The organism is Mesorhizobium jarvisii (genome assembly GCF_003601985.1).
In the GTDB taxonomy this organism is placed as follows: domain Bacteria; phylum Pseudomonadota; class Alphaproteobacteria; order Rhizobiales; family Rhizobiaceae; genus Mesorhizobium; species Mesorhizobium jarvisii.
In genome coordinates, this window is record NZ_QZXA01000001.1 from 500,055 (window position 1) to 521,753 (window position 21,699).

Below are 21,699 nucleotides of genomic sequence, written 5' to 3' on the forward strand. Positions count from 1 at the left end.
CCGAGAGGTCCTGACGGCGGCTTTTCGGCCGCCGTCACGGCGTCCGCGGCGCCGGCAGCCGCTCGCGTAATTCGTCGACAAGCACCCTGGTGTTTTCGGAATAGTCGATGGGCACGACGACGAGATGCACGCCGCCGCCGGTGAATGCCCGCTCCAGCGCCGGCCGCAAATCGGCGATCTCCATAACCCTGGTTCCCTTGGCGCCATAGGCCTCGGCGTATTTGACGAAATCGGGATTGCCGAAGGTCATGCCGAAATCCGGGAATTCGTCGACCGCCTGCTTCCAGCGGATCATGCCATAGGCATGGTCTTCGAGCAGCAGGATGACGAGGTTGAGCTTCAGCCTGACGGCGGTCTCCAGTTCCTGGCTGTTCATCATGAAGCCACCATCGCCGCAAATGGCCATGACACGGCGCGTGGGATAGAGCAGTGACGCCATCATCGCCGACGGCAGGCCGGCGCCCATCGTGGCCAGCGCATTGTCGAGCAGCAGCGTGTTTGCCATGCGCGTGCGGTAGTTGCGCGCGAACCAGATCTTGTACATGCCGTTGTCGAGGGCGAGGATTCCGTCCGCCGGCATTACGGCACGCACATCATGCACGATGCGCTGCGGCGTGAAGCGGTCTTCGGTGGCGCGCGCCGCGATCCGGCTCAAAATGCCTTCCCTGAGTGGCAGCAGCGCCTGTGCGTTGGGGATCTTGCCCTCGATGCGGTCCGCCAGCAGCGCCAGCGACGGGCCAAGGTCGCCGACGATCTCGGCCTGCGGGAAATAGACCTGCTCGACATCGGCCGAGTGGTAGCCGACATGGATGACCTTCGGCCCGTTGGCGCCCATGATGAAGGGCGGCTTCTCAACCGTGTCGTGGCCGATGGTGATGATCAGATCGGCCTGTTCGATGGCCTCGTGCACATAGTCGCGCTCCGACAGTGCCGCCGTTCCCATATAGAGTTCGGTGCCGCCGGGCACCGTGCCCTTGCCCATCTGCGTGGTGAAATAGGGTATTTGCGTGCGCAGCACGAACTGGGCGACATCGGGTGTCACACGCGGCCTCGACGCCGCCGCGCCGAACATCAGCAGCGGACGCTTGGCCTCCATGATCATGCGGGCGGCGCGATCGAGCGCGTCCGCGCTGGCCAGCGGCAGCTCGACCGGATGCGTCGGCACCAGCGCCACCGGCTCGCACTCGGCCGCCGCGATGTCTTCCGGCAGTTCCAGATGCACCGGGCCGGGCCGCTCTTCCTGGGCAACGCGGAAGGCCTCGCGCACCAGCGAGGGGATCATCTTGGGCGAGACGATCTGGCGCGACAGCTTGGTCAGCGGCTTCATCGCCGCGACGATGTCGACGATCTGGAAGCGCGCCTGCCGTGATGACAATATGCCTTTCTGGCCGGTGATCATGATCATCGGCATCGCGCCGAGCAGCGCATAGGCCGCCCCGGTCGTCAGATTGAGCGCCCCGGGGCCAAGCGTGGTGATGCACACGCCCGCCTTGCCGGTGAGCCTGCCATAAGTGGCAGCCATGAAAGCAGCGGCCTGCTCATGTCGGGTCAAGATCAGCTGGATCGACGAGCGGCGGATCGATTCGACGATGTCGAGATTCTCCTCGCCGGGAATGCCGAAAATCCGGTCGACCCCTTCATTCTCGAGGGCCGCCACGAACAGATCCGAACCTTTGGTCATGAACCGCCTCTCCTGCAATGCGCACGTTCCGCCTTCATATGGCATTGGTAAGCGGCGCCTCAAAGAGCGCAAGCCTGCTCTCGGCGATCAGCCCATCAGTTTCGGCAGGGCGGCTGCCAGCGCATCGATGGCGAGCCTAACCTTGAGCGGCAGATGCGGCGTCTGCAGCCAGAGCGCATGGCAGTCGTAGAGATAGTGCGGCTGGTCCGGCAACAGCGCGACCAACGCACCGGCCTCTATGCGCTCGCGGACCAGCCACCACGGTAGCCACGCCAGCCCCATGCCTTCGGCCGCTGCATCGGCGATGGCGTCGAGATCGTCGAGCCGCAGCCGACCGCTGGGGATGATCTCCTGTACGGATTGCCCTTCACGCGCAAACAGCCAGGGCTGAACGACCTGGCCGAGCCGGCGATAGACGATTGCCTGATGGTCGGCGAGATCTTCGATCCGCCGCGGTTCGCCATGGATTCCGAGATAGGCAGGCGCGGCACAGACAACCATGCCCTGGCGTGCAACGCGGCGCGCGATCACGCCGGCCTTGTCCTCAAGATCGCCGGTGCGGATGGCAAGGTCAAAGCCGTCCTCCGCGAGATCGGCGAAGCGGTCGCTGAGCGACAGATCGAGTTCCAGCATCGGATAGTGCCGCGCCAGCTTCAGCAACACGGGGGTGACGCAGTGGCGGCCGAAATGCGCCGGCATGGTCACGCGCAGTCTGCCTCTCGGTTCCGAAAACTGGTCGGCGGCCAGCGCATCGGCGGCTTTCGCCTCGGCCAGCACGATGCGGCAGCGTTCGTAATAGGCGCGGCCGAAATCAGTCAGGCTCTGGCGGCGCGTGGTGCGGTTGATGAGGCGTACGCCGAGCCGCTCTTCGAGAGAGCGGACATGCTTGCCCACCATCGGCCCGGACAGGTCGAGCGCCACCGCCGCAGCCGCGAACGAGCCAAGGTCGACCGCCTTGACGAACACGGCCATGCTCTCGAGCCTATCCATATTCGAAACCTCTGGTTTCTACTGCTTTATCCCTACGCCCATTTATCCATGAAGCCTCTGCCTGCATAGCTCATTCGGTTCAGATAATTAGGAGTAACCCGAATGGCTCGTATTGTCCGCTTCCACCAGCATGGCGGTCCCGAAGTTCTGCGCATCGAGGATATCGACCTCACTCCACCGCGTCCGGGTGAGGTTCAAATCCGCGTCAAGGCGCTCGGACTCAACCGTGCCGAGGCGCTGCTGCGCGCGGGCAGCTATATCGAGACTCCGCCCCTGCCCTCCGGGCTCGGGCTGGAAGCGGCAGGCATTGTCGAAACGGTAGGCGAAGGCGTGAAGGATTTCGCCCCGGGCGACGCTGTCAGCGTCATCCCGCCGCAATCGATGGTGCGCTGGCCCGCTTACGGCGAGCTGGTCACCTATCCCGCCAGGCTCATCGTCAAGCACCCATCGTCGCTCGACTGGCAGACGGCGGCGGCGATCTGGATGCAATATCTCACCGCCTATGGCGCCCTGATCGATATCGCCAAACTGAGCAGCGGAGACGCTGTCGTCATCACCGCGGCCTCAAGCAGCGTCGGGCTTGCCGCGCTCCAGATTGCCAACAAGGTTGGCGCGACAGCGATCGCGGTGACGCGAACATCGGTAAAGAAACAGGCCCTGCTCGATGCCGGAGCGGCGCAGGTTGTCGTCCTGGCCGAGGAGGATCTCGCCGCACGGCTGAGCGAGATCGCGGGGCCGCAAGGCGTGCGCGTCGTGCTCGATGCAATCGGTGGTCCGATCTTCGAGCCGCTGACGGCGGCAATGTCAAAGGGCGGCATTCTCATCGAATATGGCGGGTTGAGCCCCGAGCCGACGCCGTTCCCTCTGGCTGCCGTGTTGGGCAAGACGCTGACGTTGCGTGGCTATCTCGTGCACGAAATCACCGGCACCCCGGAGAAGCTGGAGGTCGCCAAGGCGTTCATCCTCGAAGGCCTGGAGACGGGTACGCTGAGGCCGATCATCGACCGGAGCTTCGCGTTCAACCAGATCGTCGAGGCGCACCGCTACCTCGAATCGAACGAGCAATTCGGCAAGATCATCGTAACGGTTTGAGCGACGGCAGCGGCGAACAAATCATTCCGGCAATATCGCCCTTGAAGGCCTGGCTCGGCATTCCTAACTGTGTGGTGCGGGCCGGGCCCCTCTGACGATCGCTTCTGGTGATTGTGATGTCGGACCGCTTTAACGGGCCCGTTTCCACCTTTTTCGGTCAAGCGGGCTCAATCCTTTCGGTTTGGAGCCCCGTATGACATCTTCCCTCCTTGGTTTGGTTTGCCCCTCCTGCCGCGTCGCGCTCGTGATGAGCGAACGCCAGGGTATCGAGATCGACTATTGTCCGCAGTGCCGTGGCGTCTGGCTTGATCGAGGCGAACTCGACAAGATCATCGAGCGTTCCGGCAGGGAAGCGTCGCCTGCGGCGCAGCCACAGCCGGCAGCCTTCTCCCAGCCGCAACACGGCCGCGATGACGATTATTCGCGCTCGCAGGGCCACCGCTACCCCAAGCGGAAGAAATCCTTCTTCGAAGAATTGTTCGATTGACCGCATGGCGCCCGGCACCTGCTTAAAATTTCCAAAACCATACCGATAAAGGTTCATCTCCGATGATGTCTCGCACCAGCCGATTTGCAGCCCTGTTCGCCGGACTGTTCCTCGCATTCTCCATGGTCGCGATCGATCATGCCGAGGCTCGGCGTGGCGGCAGTTTCGGCAGTCGCGGCACGCGCACGTTCCAGTCGGCACCGCCAACGAGGACGGCGCCGGCGCCGACCGCTCCGGTCGAGCGTTCGATGACACCCAACACCGGTGTGAACTCTGCCGCCCGGCAGCCGCAGGCCGGCCTGCAGAGGCCCGGCTTCATGAGCGGCTTCGGTGGAACGATGATGCGCGGCCTGCTGATCGGCGGCCTGATCGGCCTGCTCCTGGGCCAAGGCTTCGGTGGTCTGGCCGGCATGTTCGGCTTCCTGCTCCAAGCCCTGCTCATCGGTGGCACGATCATGCTGGCCATCCGCTTCTTCCGCTCGCAGTCGGCGCAGGGCCCTGCCCCGGCGCTGGCCGGTGCCGGCAATGCGCAGGCGTCGCGATTTGAGAACCGTGCTGCGGCGCAGCAGCAGGCAAGCTCGTTCGCAATTCCCGGCTTTGGCGGTGGTTCGGGCGGAGGCTCACCGGCTGACGTCTCGGAGGAGATCACACTGGCTCAGAGCGACCTCGACGCATTCCAGAAGCTGTTGACCGACGTCCAGGAAGCATTCGGGCGCGAAGACCATGCCGCCCTGCGCCGGGCGACGACGCCCGAAATGGTGTCCTATCTCTCGGAAGAGCTGGCCGACAATGCCCAGAAAGGTCTCAGGAACGAGGTCTCCGATATCACCTTGCTGCAGGCCGACATCGCGGAAAGCTGGCGCGAGGATGACCGCGACTACGCCACGGCCGCGTTGCGCTACGAGTCTCGCGACGTGATGCGCGAGCGGGCCAGCGGCAAGGTTGTCGAGGGCGACGAGAACCATCCGACAGAGACGACCGAGCTGTGGACATTTACGCGTCAGAATGGCTCGAACTGGAAGCTCTCGGCAATCCAACAGGCCTGAGCCCGACCATCGTACGGGTGCGTCGGTAGCGCCTCAGCGCACGATCCTGACGCACATCGGCGTGCCGATCTCGATGGTGCGTCCGATGTCCGTCAGCACGCCTGCGCGCTGAAATAAGGCGCCTCCCGGTTCAGGCGGCCGACAAAGACCAGGCAATCCTTTTTCATGATTTCCCCCCGCCTGCCCGCGCGTGAGCGCGCGGGATTGGGAAAAATTCGCCCCGCCCTCGCTTGCAACGTAATCCCATATGTGAAAATACTATTTACAAAAGAAGATTGGCGGGAGGAGACGTCATGCAGTCCGGCGCTTTGAGGCGTGTTCAAATGGCTGACCTAAGCCTCCTGCGAGACTGCCGGAGCCAGCCATGAACGACTTCGCGCCCACCGTCGGCATCGCATCGACCTACCCCAAAAACATGCCTGAGGCGCACGCGGCACTGCCAGTGTGGAACGCCGAGAACTGGTTCTACGAGGACTGGCCGGTCGGCCAGAAAATTCGGTCGTTGCGGCGCACGATGGCGGAAGGCGACAGCCATCTCTTCAACACGCTGGTGCTCGACATCCACCCCTATGTGCAGGACCAGATGTTCGCCGAAAGCGAAGGCATTTTCGGCAAGCGGCTGATCGCCGGTGCTTTCGTCTTTTCGGCGGGGCTGGGGCTGGTCGCCACCAACTGCGTCAACGCCTTTTCCTATGGCTATGACAAGCTCCGTTTCATAAAGCCCGTCTTCATTGGCGACACGATCTATTCGATCCGCTCCAACCTCGACAAGACGCCGCGCTACAAGGAGATGGGGCTGATCCGTGCCAGCTACGAAGTGTTCAAGGGCGAAGGCGAGCTGGTCCTCTATTGCGAGCATCTGCAGACGGTGAAGTATCGCAACCCGGCCGATTTCGTCGGCAAGACGGAGAAATGAAAATGCCGGCAGCCGCCGAATTGCCGCTTGCCGGTCTCACCGTCGTCGACATGAGCCAGTTCCTGTCCGGCCCCTATTGCTCGCTGCGCCTGCTCGATCTCGGTGCCCGTGTCATCAAGATCGAGCGTCCGGATGGCGGCGACCTGTCGCGCCGGCTCTATCTCAGCGACACCGAGATCGGCGGCGATTCCACGATCTTCCACGCCATCAACCGCGCCAAGGAAAGTTTTGCCATCGACCTGAAGAACGAGGCCGATCTCGAGGCGCTGCGCGGGCTTCTGGCCAAGGCCGATGTGCTTATCCAGAATTTCCGGCCCGGCGTCATCGAGCGGCTCGGCCTCGACAACGAAGCCGTCCGCAAGATCAACCCGCGGCTCGTCTACGCGTCGATCAGCGGCTATGGCGAGGACGGCCCATGGGTCAAGCGGCCCGGCCAGGATCTCCTGGCCCAATCGCGCTCCGGCGTGATGTGGCTGAACGGCGACGAGGACCAGGGGCCGGTGCCCTTCGGCCTTGCGATCGGTGACATGCTGGCGGGTGCGGCCTGCGCGCAAGGCATTCTGGCGGCGCTGGTGCGGCGCGGCATCACCGGCCAGGGCAGCCATATCGAAACCAGCCTCCTGGAAGCGTTGGTCGACTTCCAGTTCGAGGTGCTGACCACGCATCTCAATGACGGCCGCCGTCTGCCACGCCGCTCCAGCTTCCGCAGCGCGCATGCCTATCTCTCGGCGCCTTATGGTGTCTACCAGGCCAATGACGGCTACCTCGCCATCGCCATGACGCCGATCCCGAAACTCGCCGACCTGCTGTCGCTCGATGAGCTGGCGCCCTATCGCGACAGACCGGCTTCGTGGTTCACCGCGCGCGACGACATCAAGGCGATCATCGCGCAGCGGATCGCCAGCAAAACCATCGACGAATGGCTCGCCATTCTCGAGCCGGCCGACATCTGGTGCGCCAAGGTGCTGACCTGGCCGGAGATGCTGGCCAGCGAAGGTTTCCAGTCGCTCGACATGCTGCAGACGGTGACGCGCGAGGACGATGTCTCGATCCTCACCACCAGTTCGCCGCTCAGGGTCGACGGTGTCAGGGCCAAGGTCGATCGCGCCGCACCGCGCATCGGCGAGCACAGTGCCGCGATCCGCGAGGAGTTCGGCCTGTGACCACGCTCAAGGGCATGACCTGGAGCCATCCGCGCGGCTACGATCCGATGGTCGCCTGCTCGTCGCTCTGGCAGCAGAAGACCGGCGTCGCCATCGACTGGGACAAGCGCTCGCTGCAGGATTTCGAATCCTTCCCGGTCGAGGAACTGGCGCGCGCCTATGATCTGATCGTCATCGACCATCCGCATGTCGGCCAGATCACCGCGGAACGCTGCCTCGCGCCGCTGGATGTCGCCGGCCGCGAGGTCGAGCGCGCAGCCCTTGCATCGGGAAGCGTCGGCCAGTCCTATCCAAGCTACGCCTGGCAAGGGCGGCAATGGGCCTTTCCGATCGATGCGGCCAGCCAGGTCCAGGCATGGCGGCCGGACGCGCTCGATGCGCCGCCGGCGCGCTGGAGCGAGGTGCTCGACCTCGCCCGGCAAGGACACGTGCTTTTGCCGCTGCGCCCGCCGCATGTGCTGATGGTGTTCTACACGCTTGCCGGCAATCTCGGGCACGCTTGCGTGACCGATCCGTCCCGCGATCTCATCGATAGCGAGGCCGGCAGCCAAGTCTTCGAAATGATGCGAGAGATCGCCGGCCTGGTCGAACCGGCCTGTTTGGAGATGGATCCGATCGCGGTTTCCGAACGCATGGCGGAAGCCGATTCCCAGATCGTCTGCGCGCCGCTGATCTATGGCTACGCTTCCTATGCGCTATCAGGGTTTCGCGCGCGCCGGCTGGCCTTCACCGACATCCCGGTCATTGGCGCCAACGGCCCTGTCGGCTCGGCGCTCGGCGGCACCGGCATAGCGGTGTCAGCCTTTTCCAAGGCGAAGGAGGCTGCGACCGACTTTGCCTATTGGGTCGCCAGCGGCGACGTGCAGCGCGGCGCCTATGCCGCTGCCGGTGGCCAACCAGGCCATGCTGCCGCCTGGGAAGACCACACCGTCAATGCCGCGACCGGCAATTTCTATCGCGACACGCGCGCGACGCTGGGAGGCGCATGGGTGCGGCCGCGTCATGACGGCTACATGGCGTTCCAGCAGGCAGCGTCCGACCGCATCCTGTCCGGCATGACTTCCGGACACAGGGCCGCCGAGGTGGTTGCCGATCTCGTCAGCCTGTTCCGGGAGAGTGCCCCCGCGCAGGTGTCCGGCGCTGCCGGTAGAGGAGCCTGAACGAAACCGAACGGAGTAGAACGTCCGGGCTACGCCCCGGCGAGATGCCGAGGCAAATCCAACTTATTCCAGCCGCCAGAGCTTGCGGGCATTGCCCGACAGCAACCTGTCGCGCTCCGCGATGCTGCAGCCGGAAAGCAGCGCGTGGGTCGCCGCGACCCAGGTCGACAGGCCGCCACCGAGCGTGCAGACCGGCCAGTCGCTGCCCCAGACGACACGGTCCCAGCCGAACGCAGCGATGGTGTGCTCGACATAGGGCCGCAGCGTCCCGACCGTCCAGCTGCCGGGATCGGCATAGGCGACGACGCCGGAGATCTTGGCCATGACGTTCGGACGCAGCGCGATCTCGCTCATATGCTCGCGCCAGGGATGCTCGGCGCCGCCCTTGATGTCGGGAACGCCGCAATGGTCGAGAACGAACTGGACGTCGGGTGCGAGGTCGGCCAGCGCTATTGCTTTCGGAATCTGGTGCGGCAGCACGACGAGATCGAAGGTCAGGCCGGCACCGCCAAGCCGCTTGATGTTGTCGCGAAACACCGCGCCCTCCGACAGATCGTCGGGCACGACATGGAGCACACGGCGGAAACCCCTGACGAAAGGATTTGCCCGCTGCCTTTCGAGATAGACCGGGAAGTCAGCATCTTCCGGCCGGCAGGACGCGATCGCCCCGACCAGCATGCTGCCGGCCTGTCGCGACAGACCTTCCACCCGTGCGGTCTCGGCTTCAATGTCAGCGGGATCGACATCGACCTCCATGTGCAGCACGCGCTCGACGCCGACACGCAGCGCCTCGGTGGCATATTCCTCGTAGGAGAAATCGCGGTTGAGCGGCGGCACCCCGGCAAGCCAGGGATAGCGCAAGGCCGAGCGATCGATGAGATGCAGATGGGTATCGATGATCACTGGAGCTCCTCCAAATTGGCTTTGTCAAATTATCTCACGGAGGAATTCTTCATTCAAATAAGAATTTATGCGGCCGACCCTACAGCCGAGCCAGCCAGATGCGACAGCTTCTCGCACGTCGCCAGCAGCAGTTCGATTGTCCTGGTGATATCTGGCGCGGACGGCGCATTGACCACGGTGATGTAAGGGATCGACAGGGCGGCGATGGCCTTGCCGTCGGAACTGCGTACTGGAGCCGAGAGGTTGAAGACGCCGGCGGTCTGCATCGAGGCCATCATCTCGTAGCCACGGTCACGGATCTGGTCGAGCCGGGTGAAGAACTCGGCCGATTGCGCCGTCTTGTCGGTGCTGCGGACGTGTTCGGAGATCATCATCTGCCGCTCTTCCTGCGAGCGGAAGGCAAGCAGCACATGGCCCGAACCGGTGTCGAACAGGCTGATATGGGAGCCGACGCGGATCGAGATGCCCCAGTAGTTCGGTGCCTCCTGCTGGGCGATGACGACGGCGGAACCGCGATCAAAAACAACGAGTTGGTTGGCCTGCTGCGAGGTCTCGGCCAGTTCGCGCATTAGTGGTGTGGCGTAGGACACCAGCCGCCGCACCGGAGCGTGCAGCTGCGCCAGGCCGAACAGTTTCAGCGTCAGTGAATAGCGGTCGCCATCCAGCCTTGTGACATAGCCGCGCCGCACCAGCCGGTCGAGCATGCGGTAGAATTCGTTGGGGCTGCGGTCAAGTTTCTTGGCGATTTCGGCCTGGGTAAGGCCGCCGTCCACGCCGGCCAGCAGCTCAAGAATGTCGAGCCCCTTGTCGAGCGCCGGCGCGCGGTAGCGCTCGTCTTCGCTGTCATCCATGAGGCATTTCTCCAGTGAAATCGATTCTTCATATACGCAGGAATGCGCCCGGCGGAAACAAATTTCGCCCTTGACGTACGTATGAATGTTTTGTTTGTATATGAATGTAGCATTTCTTGTCACGCGGACAAGTTGCGGTCGCCGCTAAGGCGCACCCAGGGAGGAAACCAATGAACAGACTGCTTTCCGGCGTCTCCGCCGGCGCATTGGTGCTTGCATTTGGTGCAGGCACGGCCCTTGCCGGCGACCTGCCCGGCAAGTTCGAAGGCGTCACCGTCGACGTGAAACTGATCGGCGGCCAGCAATATGAAAAGCTCTATGAGCGCATTCCCGAATGGGAAAAGGCCACCGGCGCCAAGGTCAACATCCTGACCAAGAAGAATGGCTTCGACATCGACAAGGAGTTGAAGTCCGACATCGCCTCTGGCAGCACCAACTGGTGCGTCGGCTGGAACCATTCGTCCTTCGCGCCGCAATATACCGGCCTCTACACAGACCTCAGTAAATTGCTGCCCAAGGAAGAGATCGACGCCTTCGTGCCGTCGACGATCAAGGCGGCAACCATTGACGGCAAGCTGGAGATGCTGCCGCGCGCGCAGTTCGACGTCTCGGCGCTCTACTACCAGAAGAGCCTCTACGAGAACGCAGACAACAAGACCAAGTTCAAGGCCAAATACGGCTATGACCTGGTGCCGCCGGACAGCTGGAAGGAAGTCACCGACCAGGCCGAGTTCTTCGCCAACCCGCCCAATTTCTACGGCACGCAGTTCGCCGGCAAGGAAGAGGCGATCAATGGCCGCTTCTACGAGATGGTGGTCGCCGAGGGCGGCGAGTATCTCGACAAGGACGGCAAGCCGGTCTTCAACTCGGAGGCGGGCATCCGGGCGCTCGACTGGTTCGTCAATCTGTACAAGGCCAAGGCCGTGCCGGCCGGAACGACCAACTATCTCTGGGACGATCTCGGCCAGGGCTTTGCCTCGGGCACCGTCGCCATCAATCTGGACTGGCCGGGCTGGGCCGGCTTCTTCAACGATCCGAAATCGTCCAAGGTGGCGGGCAATGTCGGCGTGAAGGTCGCGCCGAAGGGTTCTTCCGGCAAGCGCACCGGCTGGTCCGGTTTCCACGGTTTCTCGGTGACCGAGAACTGCCCGAACAAGGCCGCCGCCGCTTCGCTCGTTTGGTGGCTGACCAATGAGGACAGCCAGAAACTGGAAGCCGCCGCAGGCCCGCTGCCGACACGCACGGCCGTGTGGGATTGGGACCTGAAGCAGGCCGCAAACGATCCTTACAAGAAGGAGGTTCTCTCCGCCTTCCAGGAAGAAGCCAAGCACGCCTTCGCCGTGCCGCAGACGCCTGAGTGGATCGAGATTTCGAACGCCGTCTATCCCGAACTTCAGGCGGCGATCCTGGGCGACAAGACCCCCAAGCAGGCATTGGACGAAGCCGCCGCCAAGGCGACGCAAATCCTGCAGGATGCCGGCAAGCTCTAGAACCGTCTCCCAAGGCCGCCTCCCCCATAATGAATGGGGGAGGCGATCGCGTCTCGCCGGAGGCCCCGCGATGCACACCGCCTTTCGGCGCCTCGCCCACGCAATGCAAAAACGCAACAGGATTCTGATGAAGGGCTTCAAGCCATCGGCGCCATTCCTGCTGCTGCTTCCAGCCTTCATCGTGCTGGCCGCGGTCGTCGTCGTGCCGCTGCTTCTGTCGCTCTATTCCAGCTTCACACCGTTCCGCCTGACCAAGCCCGAAACATTCTTCGTCTTCGTCGGCTTCCGGAACTATCTCTCGATCCTGGCCAACACCGATTTCTGGTGGGCGTTCGGGCGCACGGTGCTGCTGCTGACGATCGCGCTCAATCTCGAAATGCTGCTCGGCCTCGGCCTCGCCATGCTGGTCGAGAAGGCGACGCGCGGCCAGCGCATCCTGCGCACGCTGATGATGTTTCCGATGATGTTCTCGCCGATCCTCGTCGGCTTCCAGTTCAAGTTCATGTTCAACGACAATATCGGCCTGGTGAACAACGCCCTGCAGTCGCTCGGCATCACGCAGGACGCCATTCCGTGGCTGATCGAGGGCCATCTCGCCTTCATCGCCATCTCGATCGCCGAGATCTGGTCGTCGACCGCGATCTTCGCCATCCTGATCCTCACCGGCCTGCTCGCCATGCCCAAGGAGCCGATCGAGGCCGCGCGGGTCGATGGCTGCACGCCCTGGCAGACCTTCCGCTATGTGACGTGGCCGTTCGTCATGCCTTTCGCCTATATCGCCATGACCATCCGTTCGCTCGACGTCGCGCGCGCCTATGACATCGTCAAGATCATGACCGATGGCGGACCGGCGGGCCGCACCGAGCTGTTGTGGACGCTGGTGGCACGCACCGCCTACAGCGACGGCCGCATGGGGATGGCCAACGCCATGGCCTATTTCTCGATCCTGCTGTCGATTGCCTTCACCGTCTATTTCTTCAACAAGCTCGCCGCGGCGCGCACGCAGATCGGCGCGGAGTGGTGATGGACGAGAATTCTTCCGCCCGCCTGAAGCGACGGCTGCTAGGTGTCGTCCATCGCATCGGCCTGTTCCTGGCGATGCTGACCATCTGCCTGCCCGGCCTCTGGATCGTGCTTTCGTCGCTGCGGCCAACCGTCGAGATCATGGCCAAGCCGCCGGTGTGGATCCCGCAGGAGATCTCGTTCGACGCTTACATCGCAATGTTCTCGGGCATCGGCAAAGGCGGCATCCCGGTCATCGAATATTTCCGCAACTCGCTGATCATCTCGGTGACCTCGACGATCATTGCGGTGGCCATCGGCATGGCCGGCGGCTATGCCTTCGCGCGCTACCGCTTCCGCGGCAAATCCAGCGTCTTCCTTGGCCTGATGCTGACGCGCACGGTGCCCGGCATCGCACTGTCGCTGCCGCTGTTCTTCCTCTATGTGCGGCTCGGCATCATCGACACGCATTTCGGGCTGATCCTCGCCTATGTCGCGCTCAACGTGCCGTTCACCATCTGGCTGATCGACGGCTTCTTCCGCCAGGTGCCGAAAGACCTCGCGGAGGCAGCACAAATCGATGGCTGCACGCGCTGGCAGGCCTTCTGGCAGGTCGAGTTCCCGCTCGCCGGGCCGGGCATTGCGTCTGCCGCCATCTTTGCCTTCCTGACCTGCTGGAACGAGTTCGCGCTGGCCTCGCAACTGACCCGCTCGGTGAGCGCCAAGACGCTGCCGGTCGGCCTGCTCGACTACACGGCCGAATTCACCATCGACTGGCGCGGCATGTGCGCGCTGGCCGTGGTGATGATCATTCCCGCACTCACCCTCACCTATATCGTCCAGAAACACCTTGTCGGCGGCCTGACCTCCGGCGCGGTGAAAGGCTGATCCCATGGCAACAGTTTCCCTGAAAAAACTGACCAAGCGCTACGGCAATATCGGGATCGTGCATGGCATCGATCTCGATATTGCCGACCGCGAATTCATCGCGCTGGTCGGCCCGTCAGGCTGCGGCAAGTCGACGACTTTGCGCATGATCGCCGGACTGGAAGAGATCAGCGCCGGCTCGATCGAGATCGGCGGGCGGATCGTCAACGATCTGCCGCCGCGCTCGCGCAACATCTCGATGGTGTTCCAGTCCTATGCGCTCTATCCGCATATGACCGTGCGCGAAAACCTTGGCTTCTCCTTGAAGATCGCCGGTGCGGCCAAGGAGGACATGGAGCGCCGCGTCGCCGAGGCCTCGGCCATCCTGGGCCTCGACACGCTGCTCGACCGCCGCCCGTCGCAACTGTCGGGCGGCCAGCGCCAGCGTGTCGCCATGGGCCGCGCTATCGTGCGCGACCCTGACGTCTTCCTGTTCGACGAGCCGCTTTCCAACCTCGACGCCAAGCTCAGGACGCAGATGCGCACCGAGATCAAGAAGCTGCATGCCAAGGTGCAGTCGACAGTGATCTACGTCACCCACGACCAGGTCGAGGCAATGACGCTGGCCGACCGCATCGTCATCATGCGCGACGGCCATATCGAACAGGTCGGCACGCCAGACGAGGTCTTCCGCCGCCCGGCGACACGCTTCGTCGCCGGCTTCATCGGTTCGCCGCCGATGAATTTGCACGAGGCGACGGTCGATGACGGCCAACTGGTTTTCGCCAGCGGCGAAAAGCTGCCGCTACCCGCCCAATTCAAGGCCAATGTCGCGACCGGCGACAAGGTCGTGTTCGGCCTGCGGCCAGACGACATCTATCCGACCGGCCATGGCATCAGCTCCGGCGGTGCGGCCGACGTCCATCAGATCGACCTGCCGATCACCGTCACCGAACCGCTCGGCAACGAGACGCTGGTGTTCGTCGAGTTCAACGGCACCGACTGGGTTTCGCGCATGCTGAACCCGCGCCCGTTGCGCTCCGGCGAGCGGGTGGCGATGAGCCTCGACCTGTCGCAGGCGCATCTGTTTGCCGCCGAGACCGGAAAGACATTGCGGAGCTGACCGATGGCTAGAATCGAGAAAATCGAACTGCGGATGGTGGACCTTGTGCCCAAGGTCAAGCGCACGGACGCCATCCAGAGTTTCGTCAGCCAGGAAACACCGATCGTCACCATCACCGATTCCGACGGCGCGGTCGGCACCGGCTACAGCTACACGATCGGCACCGGCGGTTCGTCGGTGATGCGGCTCTTGTCCGACCATCTGGCGCCACGCGTGATCGGCCGCGACCCCGACATGATCGAGGCGATCTGGCACGATCTCGAATTCGCCACCCATGCGACGACCATCGGTGCGATCACCTCCATCGCCATTGCGGCGATCGATACGGCGCTCTGGGATCTGAGGGCGAAGAAGCAGAACCTGCCGTTGTGGAAACTGGCCGGCGGTGCCAAGGATCGCTGCCCGCTCTACACCACCGAGGGCGGCTGGCTGCACATCGAGACGGCAGCACTTGTCGACGACGCGCTGGCCGCCAAGGCCAAGGGATTTCGCGGCTCGAAAGTGAAGATCGGCAGGCCGCACGGATCGGAGGATCTCGCCCGCCTGTCGGCGGTGCGCAAGGCGGTGGGCGACGGCTACGAGATCATGACCGATGCCAATCAGGGGTTTTCGGTCGACGAGGCGATCCGGCGCGCGGCGCGGCTGCGCGAGCTCGACCTCGCCTGGATCGAGGAACCGCTGCCGGCCGACGACATTGACGGCCATATCAGGTTGTCCAACTCGACGCCGACGCCAATTGCCATTGGCGAATCGCTCTATTCGATCCGCCATTTTCGCGAATACATGCAGAAAGGCGCCTGCTCGATCGTGCAGGTCGATGTCGGCCGCATCGGCGGCATCACGCCATGGCTCAAGATCGCCCATGCGGCGGAGGCCTTCGACATTCCGGTCTGCCCGCATTTCCTGATGGAGCTGCATGTCAGCTTGACCTGCGCGGTTCAGAACGGCAGGTATGTCGAGTACATTCCGCAACTCGACCAGTTGACCGGCAAGCATATGCGCATCGAGGATGGGCATGCGCTGGCGCCCGACGAACCCGGCATCGGCATCGACTGGGATTGGGACGCGGTCAAGGCCATGAGCATCGCCGAATTCACTACGGCGATCACGAAGTAGGAGTCGGATATGCAGCGAATGGGCATGGTGCTGGGGTTGAAGCCCGAAAAGGTCGAGGAGTATGTCCGCCTGCATGCCGCCGTCTGGCCCGACGTGCTGACCATGATCTCGGCCTGCAACATCAAGAATTATTCGATCTATCTGAAGCGGCCGGAGAATCTGCTGTTCTCCTATTTCGAATATCACGGCACCGATTATGCGGCCGACATGGCCAAGATGGCCGCCGACCCGAAGACGCAGGAATGGTGGTCGGTCTGCATACCATGCCAGGAGCCGCTCACGACCCGCAAGGAGGGCGAATGGTGGGCCAGCACGGACGAGGTCTTCCACTATGACTGAGGGCGGTTTCGACCCTGCCTTACTCGTCCAGTCCTGGCCAACACCCTCGAAGCCTCGCCCGATCGTCACTTTCGGTGCCGGATCGATCGTCGGGGACGCGCATTTTCCCGCCTATCGCAAAGCCGGCTTTCCGATTGCCGGCCTCTATGATCCCGACCAGGCCAAGGCGAAAACCCTGGCCGACAAATGGGGCATGACGGCGTTCCGTTCGGTCGACGAAGCCGCATCCGTCCCGGATGCGATCTTCGATCTGGCGACCCCGCCGGGACGGCACGCCGAGATCCTGAAAGCCCTGCCCGACGCTGCGGTCGCATTGATCCAGAAGCCGATGGGCAACTATCTCGGCGAGGCAACTGAAATCCTCGAAATCTGCCGTGCCAAGAACCTCAAGGCGGCCGTGAACTTTCAGCTGCGCTTCGCGCCGATGATGCTGGCGCTCAAGGACGCTATCGCCAGGGGCTGGCTCGGCGAAGTCGTCGACTTCGATGCCTGGCTGGCGCTGGCGACACCGTGGGAGTTGTGGGAGTTCCTGCTCAAGGCGCCGCGCGTCGAGATCGCCATGCACTCGATCCACTATCTCGATCTCATCCGGCAATTGCTCGGCGATCCCAAAGGCGTCCACGCCAAGACGCTCGGCCATCCCAACCACAAGGTGGCGCAGACGCGCACCAGCGCCATTCTCGACTATGGCGACACCATGCGCTGCGCGCTGTCGATCAACCACGACCACAAGTTCGGCCGCCGCCACCAGGCCTGCGAATTCCGCATCTGCGGCACCGAGGGGGCGGCCTATCTCAAGCTCGGCCTGAACCTCGACTATCCCCGGGGCGAACCGGACATTCTGGAAATCCATCCGAAGGGCGCAACGGACTGGATCGCGGTACCGCTTGCCGGCGAGTGGTTCCCCGACGCCTTCGTCGGGCGCATGGCCAATGTCCAGCGCTTCGCATCAGGAGAAGACGACGAACTGGTCAGCTCGGTCGAGGACGCCTGGAGCACCATGGCGCTGGTGGAAGCCGCCTATAGATCGAGCGCGGCGCCGGCGACGCCGATCGCGGAAAGACCCTGATGGAACAGATCCAATATTTCGAAGATTATGAAATCGGCTCTTCGCGGCTGACCAGCGGCCGCACCATCACCGAGACCGACTTCATCGTCCATGCCGGCCACACCGGCGATTTCTTCCCGCACCACATGGACGCCGAGTACATGAAGACGACGCCGTTCGGCCAGCGCATCGCGCATGGTACGCTGGTGTTCTCGGTCGGCATCGGGCTGACGGCAAGCATCGTCAACCCCGTCGCCTTCTCCTATGGCTATGACCGGCTGCGCTTCATCAAGCCGGTGTTCATCGGCGACACGATCCGCACGCGCACCACCATTACGGCCAAGGAAGACGATCCCAAGCGGCCGGGCTCGGGACGCGTGATCGAACGCTGCGAGGTGATCAACCAGCGCGGCGAGGTCGTGCTGGCGGCCGATCATATCTACATCGTCGAACGCAAGCCGGCGCAGAGCTGAAGAACAGCGTGGTTCTTACGAACCGGTCGCGCGGTGATGCGCTTGAGCCCCGAGCAGCAGGACCATCCCGACTAGGATTTTCGCGACAGGCCGCCGCGTAACGCGGTGCCGGCCTTCAGCGTTCCGCTGGCAATGGCTTCGCGCAGGACGTTGGCGACCTGCTCCGCCACTGTCTGCGGCCTCTCGATCAGGCTTTCCACAAATCCACGCAATCGATGCTCCCTGACACGCGGACTCCAGAGTAGTGGAAAACCAGCGAACTGGATATGAGTATCCTCGTGTACGGTACGGCACACGCCGCTGAAGACTGGACAGCGCTGATAGCGAGATGCGCCGAGCCGATGGTCTCTGTCGAATATTCGTGCAGGGCGCTGCCCGGCGCAGGCAGCTCGCCTATGCTGCCGTGGCCGGCCGATCCTTGAACAGGACCGGATCGGCAACAGCCGGCTCCGCATACCGTATGCGCAGGCGCAAAAATGGCGCTTCGATGCAGGTGTAGCTGAGATAGCCGATCGGGATCGTCGCCAGAAAGCACAGCAAGGACCAGAGGCAGGCAATGTAGAAATTGCTTATGCCCATGATGTTCGCGTTGATGAACGCCGCCAACTGCATGACGAAGAACAGGTGCAGGAGATAGATCGAATAGCTGAAGGCCCCAGCCTTCTCCAGGATCTTGAACGGCAAGCCTGTTCGCTGCCTTGGAAAGCTGGTGTCGTAATAGGCGATCCCAAACGAATAGGCCGCCGCCTCCACCGTCGGCAGGATGATCCATATCCAATGCGGCGAGGGATACCGCTCAAGCTGGTAAAACCCTCCCGCGGCATCGAACCACCAGAAGAACCCCGAAAAGGCCAGCAGAACGGCTAGCGCGAGCCAGTGCCGGTCCTTCGCATGGGCGCGGAGATGGAACGCAAGGATGCCGGCGAGGAACTGATCGGCATGGCCAATGATGGTCCAGGCCGCCGCCGACTGTACCTCGCCGAGGTGCACGTAAAGTGCCCACCTCAGAAAAATGGCCGCCGCGATGAACAGCAATGGGGCGAACAGGAAGCGTCGGGACGCCATCAGCAGGAACGGCAGCAGGATGTAGAAGTGGGCTTCCACTGTTATCGACCAGCCGCCGTTCGGGAGGGTTGGAAAGATCACCCCCTTCCCGACGTCGGTGAAATAGCCGCCCAGGGACTGGCCCGCCATAGATACGCGGCAAGCCTCGATGGCTATCACGGCCAGCAGGAGCGGAAGCAGCCTCAGCGCCCGGTTGGCGAAGAAGGGCAGATAGCTGACCTGTTTCCCATCAAGAAGCTTGGCGAACAGGTAGCCGGAGAGCGTCATGAACAATGAAACGCCGGTGACCCCCTCATCCAGCAGGCTGAAAATGGGCACGGCAGGTACAAAACCATAGGGCACCGGCCCCTCTGGAGACTGGTGGAGGAAATGCCAGGTGAAGACCAGGAAAGCCGCTAGGCCACGAACATGGTCCAGCGCCGGATAGTGTTCTCCAGTCGAAGATCTCATGTTTCAGACCAGGCGCCCGGGCGTTCAACGATCATCGCCATGTCGCGCGGTCCAATGCCCGCAACGATGGCAGCAGAGCGAGGGCCCGCTTGCCAATGCCTAGTTTGCCCGCCTCTCGTTAATTTACACTTCCATCCGATGGAGAAAATCCGGCGCGGCCAGCCGCAATCGCCGGAAGCCGCGCGGCATGTGCCGGGACGCAGCCGCCTTCGATCAATCGACCTCCACGGCGACCACCGCCGCGCAGTCACCGGCCTTGACCAGGCCGGGAAAATGCCGCGCCGCCAGCATACCCGACATTTTTGCCCGGATCTCCTGCGGGGCAATGCCCGTGCGGCCAACCGAATGGATCCGTGCCAGCACCGCGCCCTCTTCGACGGGCTCGCCGAGATCGACCATGGTTTCGATCATGCCGTCCTCCTCGGCGAAGGAGAAGCAATCGCCAGACGGCATATCCAGCCATTGAGTTCTGCCCTTCTCGACCGCCCCAGCAACAATGCCCGCATGACGCAGCACATTGAGAATGCCACGCCGTGCAATCCGCACCGTTTGAGCGCGCGAGGTGCCACCGCCGCCAAGCTCGGTGCTGACGAAGACCTTGCCCATCTCCTCGGCCGCCGTGTCGTACATGCCGACCGAGTCGATCTCGATCATGCGCATCGAGAAGGGCGCCGAAAATGCCGCCACCGCATCGAAGGCTTTCTGCTCCAGTGCCTTGTCGGGCAGAGTGTGGGCCGCGCAGAACGGCACGAAATCCAGCGTCTTTCCCCCGGAGTGGAAGTCGAAGACGATGTCGGCGCGGGGCAGCAACTCGCGCTGGAAATAGTCGGCGATCTTCTCGGTCACCGTGCCGTCCGGCCGGCCGGGGAAGCTGCGGTTCATGTTGCCCTTGTCGATTGGCGAGGTCCGCGTGCCGGCGCGGAAGGCCGGATAGTTCATCGCCGGCACGATGATCACCGTGCCGCTGACTTGCTTCGGGTCGAGCGTGCGGGCGAGATCGTAGAGCGCCAACGGCCCTTCATACTCGTCGCCATGATTGCCGCCGGACAGCAGCGCCGTCGGTCCCTTGCCGTTGCGGACGACGCACATCGGAATCATCACCGAGCCCCAAGCCGAGTCGTCGCGGCTGTATGGCAGGCGCAGGAAACCGTGCTGGACGCCGTCACGACCGAAATCGACGGTCGGTGTGATCGGTGACGGGCGGAGGCTGGACATCTGGCTCAATTCTTCACCACCAGTTTGCGCGGAACATTGGCCAGGCACTCTACACCGGTTTCGGTAATCAAGATGGACTCGGTGATCTCCAGCCCCATCGTTTCCAGCCACAGGCCGGTCATGAAATGGAAGGTCATGCCGGGCTTGAGTTCGGTGCGGTCGCCGGGGCGCAGGCTCATGGTGCGTTCGCCCCAGTCCGGCGGATAGGACAGACCTATCGAGTAGCCGGTGCGGTTGTCCTTGACGATGCCATACCTTTTCAGCACGGCGAAGAAGGCATTGGCGATGTCCTCGCAGGCGTTGCCGGGCTTTGCGGCGGCAAGGCCCGCCTCCATGCCTTCCAGCGTCGCCTTCTCGGCATCGAGGAATTCCTGCGTCGGCTTGCCGAGGAAGACGGTGCGCGACAGCGGACAATGGTAGCGGTTGTAGCAGCCGGCGATCTCGAAGAAGGTGCCCTCGCCCCGCTTCATCGGCTGGTCGTCCCAAGTCAGATGCGGCGCCGAGGCGTCCACGCCGGACGGCAGCAGCGGCACGATCGCCGGATAGTCGCCGCCAATACCGTCAACGCCGCGCGTGCCGGCATCATAGATCTCTGCGACGAGATCGCATTTGCGCATGCCGATCTCTATTCTGTCGAAAATGCGCTGGTGCATGGCTTCGACGATGCGGGCGGCCTTGCGCATGTACTCGATCTCGGTCGGGCTCTTCACCGCGCGCTGCCAGTTGACCAGCGCGGTGGCGTCGACGAAGCGGGCATTGGGCAGATGTTTCTGCAACGAGGCGAAGGCGGCGGCCGAGAACCAGTAATTGTCCATCTCGACGCCGATGGTGAGCTTGCCCCAGCCGCGATCGACGAGCACGCTGGACAAGAAGTCCATCGGATGGCGCTCGGTCGACTGCACATAGTGGTCGGCGTAGCCGACGATGTTGTCCTGCGCGAGATAGGCGGTGCGCCTGGCACCGTTGGCGTCCTGGCCGCGGCCGTACCAGACGGGCTCGCCCGACGGCGGCACGATGACCGCCTGGTGCACGTAGAAGGACCAGCCGTCATAACCGGTCAGCCAAGCCATGTTGGAAGGGTCGCTGACGATGAGGAGCTCGACGCCCTTGGCCTCCATGGCTCGCCGCGTCTTGGCGAGGCGATCCGCAAATTCGCCGCGCGAGAATTTCAGATTCGGTTGCATTGTTCTTGGTCCTCGTTTGTTAGGCCCTGGAGCCCGTT

22 protein-coding genes are annotated in these 21,699 nt (G+C 63.2%); 14 read left to right on the top strand and 8 right to left on the bottom strand.

What is annotated here, in order from left to right:
• Positions 1-34: 34 nt before the first annotated feature.
• A complete protein-coding gene (locus tag D3242_RS02455) occupies positions 35-1,681 on the bottom strand; it encodes an acetolactate synthase large subunit (RefSeq protein ID WP_019856719.1) in 1,647 nt (548 codons plus the stop codon).
• 87 nt (positions 1,682-1,768) lie between these two features.
• Positions 1,769-2,671 (bottom strand): LysR family transcriptional regulator, encoded by a 903-nt coding sequence (locus D3242_RS02460; protein ID WP_038645109.1) that lies wholly within the window; start codon positions 2,669-2,671, stop codon positions 1,769-1,771.
• 102 nt (positions 2,672-2,773) lie between these two features.
• Between D3242_RS02460 and D3242_RS02465 the strand changes: the two genes are divergently transcribed.
• The 6 genes from D3242_RS02465 to D3242_RS02490 all read left to right on the top strand — a co-directional run bounded on the left by D3242_RS02465 (position 2,774) and on the right by D3242_RS02490 (position 8,535).
• On the top strand, positions 2,774-3,763 hold the full coding sequence (locus D3242_RS02465; RefSeq protein ID WP_038645107.1) for a zinc-dependent alcohol dehydrogenase family protein: 990 nt from the start codon (positions 2,774-2,776) through the stop codon (positions 3,761-3,763).
• 193 nt (positions 3,764-3,956) lie between these two features.
• The gene (locus D3242_RS02470) at positions 3,957-4,250 is read left to right on the top strand and encodes a TFIIB-type zinc ribbon-containing protein (protein WP_019856716.1); all 294 of its coding nucleotides are present in this window, start codon (positions 3,957-3,959) and stop codon (positions 4,248-4,250) included.
• 62 nt (positions 4,251-4,312) lie between these two features.
• Positions 4,313-5,296 carry a Tim44 domain-containing protein gene (locus tag D3242_RS02475; RefSeq protein ID WP_064983354.1) on the top strand — a complete coding sequence of 328 codons (984 nt, stop codon included), beginning with the start codon at positions 4,313-4,315 and terminating at the stop codon, positions 5,294-5,296.
• Between the two features lie 364 nt (positions 5,297-5,660).
• Entirely contained in the window at positions 5,661-6,212 is a 552-nt protein-coding gene (locus D3242_RS02480; RefSeq protein ID WP_038645105.1) for a MaoC family dehydratase, read from the top strand.
• A gap of 2 nt (positions 6,213-6,214) precedes the next feature.
• Positions 6,215-7,375 (top strand): CaiB/BaiF CoA transferase family protein, encoded by a 1,161-nt coding sequence (locus tag D3242_RS02485; protein WP_064983589.1) that lies wholly within the window; start codon positions 6,215-6,217, stop codon positions 7,373-7,375.
• Between the two features lie 14 nt (positions 7,376-7,389).
• On the top strand, positions 7,390-8,535 hold the full coding sequence (locus tag D3242_RS02490; RefSeq protein WP_064983591.1) for an extracellular solute-binding protein: 1,146 nt from the start codon (positions 7,390-7,392) through the stop codon (positions 8,533-8,535).
• A gap of 63 nt (positions 8,536-8,598) precedes the next feature.
• On the opposite strand, the gene D3242_RS02495 is transcribed toward D3242_RS02490, so the two are convergent.
• Positions 8,599-9,438: an amidohydrolase family protein gene (locus D3242_RS02495; protein WP_064983356.1), complete on the bottom strand. Its 840-nt coding sequence runs from the start codon at positions 9,436-9,438 to the stop codon at positions 8,599-8,601.
• 65 nt (positions 9,439-9,503) lie between these two features.
• Positions 9,504-10,289: an IclR family transcriptional regulator gene (locus D3242_RS02500; protein WP_019856711.1), complete on the bottom strand. Its 786-nt coding sequence runs from the start codon at positions 10,287-10,289 to the stop codon at positions 9,504-9,506.
• A gap of 170 nt (positions 10,290-10,459) precedes the next feature.
• Between D3242_RS02500 and D3242_RS02505 the strand changes: the two genes are divergently transcribed.
• From D3242_RS02505 to D3242_RS02540, 8 genes are all read left to right on the top strand, one after another.
• Complete coding sequence (locus tag D3242_RS02505; RefSeq protein WP_019856710.1) at positions 10,460-11,779, top strand: ABC transporter substrate-binding protein; 1,320 nt, start codon at positions 10,460-10,462, stop codon at positions 11,777-11,779.
• Positions 11,780-11,906: 127 nt separating this feature from the next.
• Complete coding sequence (locus D3242_RS02510; RefSeq protein ID WP_120145483.1) at positions 11,907-12,803, top strand: carbohydrate ABC transporter permease; 897 nt, start codon at positions 11,907-11,909, stop codon at positions 12,801-12,803.
• The gene (locus D3242_RS02515; RefSeq protein WP_019856708.1) at positions 12,803-13,669 is read left to right on the top strand and encodes a carbohydrate ABC transporter permease; all 867 of its coding nucleotides are present in this window, start codon (positions 12,803-12,805) and stop codon (positions 13,667-13,669) included. Before D3242_RS02510 ends, D3242_RS02515 begins: the two co-directional genes overlap by 1 nt.
• 4 nt (positions 13,670-13,673) lie before the next feature.
• Positions 13,674-14,771, top strand: coding sequence for an ABC transporter ATP-binding protein (locus D3242_RS02520; protein WP_064983358.1), 1,098 nt, complete (start codon positions 13,674-13,676; stop codon positions 14,769-14,771).
• A 3-nt stretch (positions 14,772-14,774) separates the two neighbouring features.
• A complete protein-coding gene (locus D3242_RS02525) occupies positions 14,775-15,887 on the top strand; it encodes a mandelate racemase/muconate lactonizing enzyme family protein (protein WP_064983359.1) in 1,113 nt (370 codons plus the stop codon).
• Between the two features lie 9 nt (positions 15,888-15,896).
• The gene (locus tag D3242_RS02530; RefSeq protein ID WP_019856705.1) at positions 15,897-16,226 is read left to right on the top strand and encodes an L-rhamnose mutarotase; all 330 of its coding nucleotides are present in this window, start codon (positions 15,897-15,899) and stop codon (positions 16,224-16,226) included.
• Entirely contained in the window at positions 16,219-17,295 is a 1,077-nt protein-coding gene (locus D3242_RS02535) for a Gfo/Idh/MocA family protein (protein ID WP_064983361.1), read from the top strand. The genes D3242_RS02530 and D3242_RS02535 overlap by 8 nt, the downstream gene beginning before the upstream one ends.
• Positions 17,292-17,747, top strand: a complete 456-nt coding sequence (locus D3242_RS02540; RefSeq protein ID WP_027046569.1) for a MaoC/PaaZ C-terminal domain-containing protein — start codon at positions 17,292-17,294, stop codon at positions 17,745-17,747. Before D3242_RS02535 ends, D3242_RS02540 begins: the two co-directional genes overlap by 4 nt.
• A gap of 71 nt (positions 17,748-17,818) precedes the next feature.
• Here the strand turns inward: D3242_RS02540 and D3242_RS02545 are convergent, their stop codons facing one another.
• The 4 genes from D3242_RS02545 to doeA form a co-directional block, all read right to left on the bottom strand.
• A complete protein-coding gene (locus D3242_RS02545; RefSeq protein ID WP_223217773.1) occupies positions 17,819-17,959 on the bottom strand; it encodes a hypothetical protein in 141 nt (46 codons plus the stop codon).
• A 181-nt stretch (positions 17,960-18,140) separates the two neighbouring features.
• Positions 18,141-19,262 (bottom strand): acyltransferase family protein, encoded by a 1,122-nt coding sequence (locus tag D3242_RS02550; RefSeq protein ID WP_064983362.1) that lies wholly within the window; start codon positions 19,260-19,262, stop codon positions 18,141-18,143.
• Between the two features lie 213 nt (positions 19,263-19,475).
• The gene (gene doeB, locus D3242_RS02555) at positions 19,476-20,477 is read right to left on the bottom strand and encodes a N(2)-acetyl-L-2,4-diaminobutanoate deacetylase DoeB (RefSeq protein ID WP_027046568.1); all 1,002 of its coding nucleotides are present in this window, start codon (positions 20,475-20,477) and stop codon (positions 19,476-19,478) included.
• Between the two features lie 5 nt (positions 20,478-20,482).
• Entirely contained in the window at positions 20,483-21,661 is a 1,179-nt protein-coding gene (doeA, locus tag D3242_RS02560) for an ectoine hydrolase DoeA (RefSeq protein WP_064983364.1), read from the bottom strand.
• Positions 21,662-21,699 lie beyond the last annotated feature (38 nt).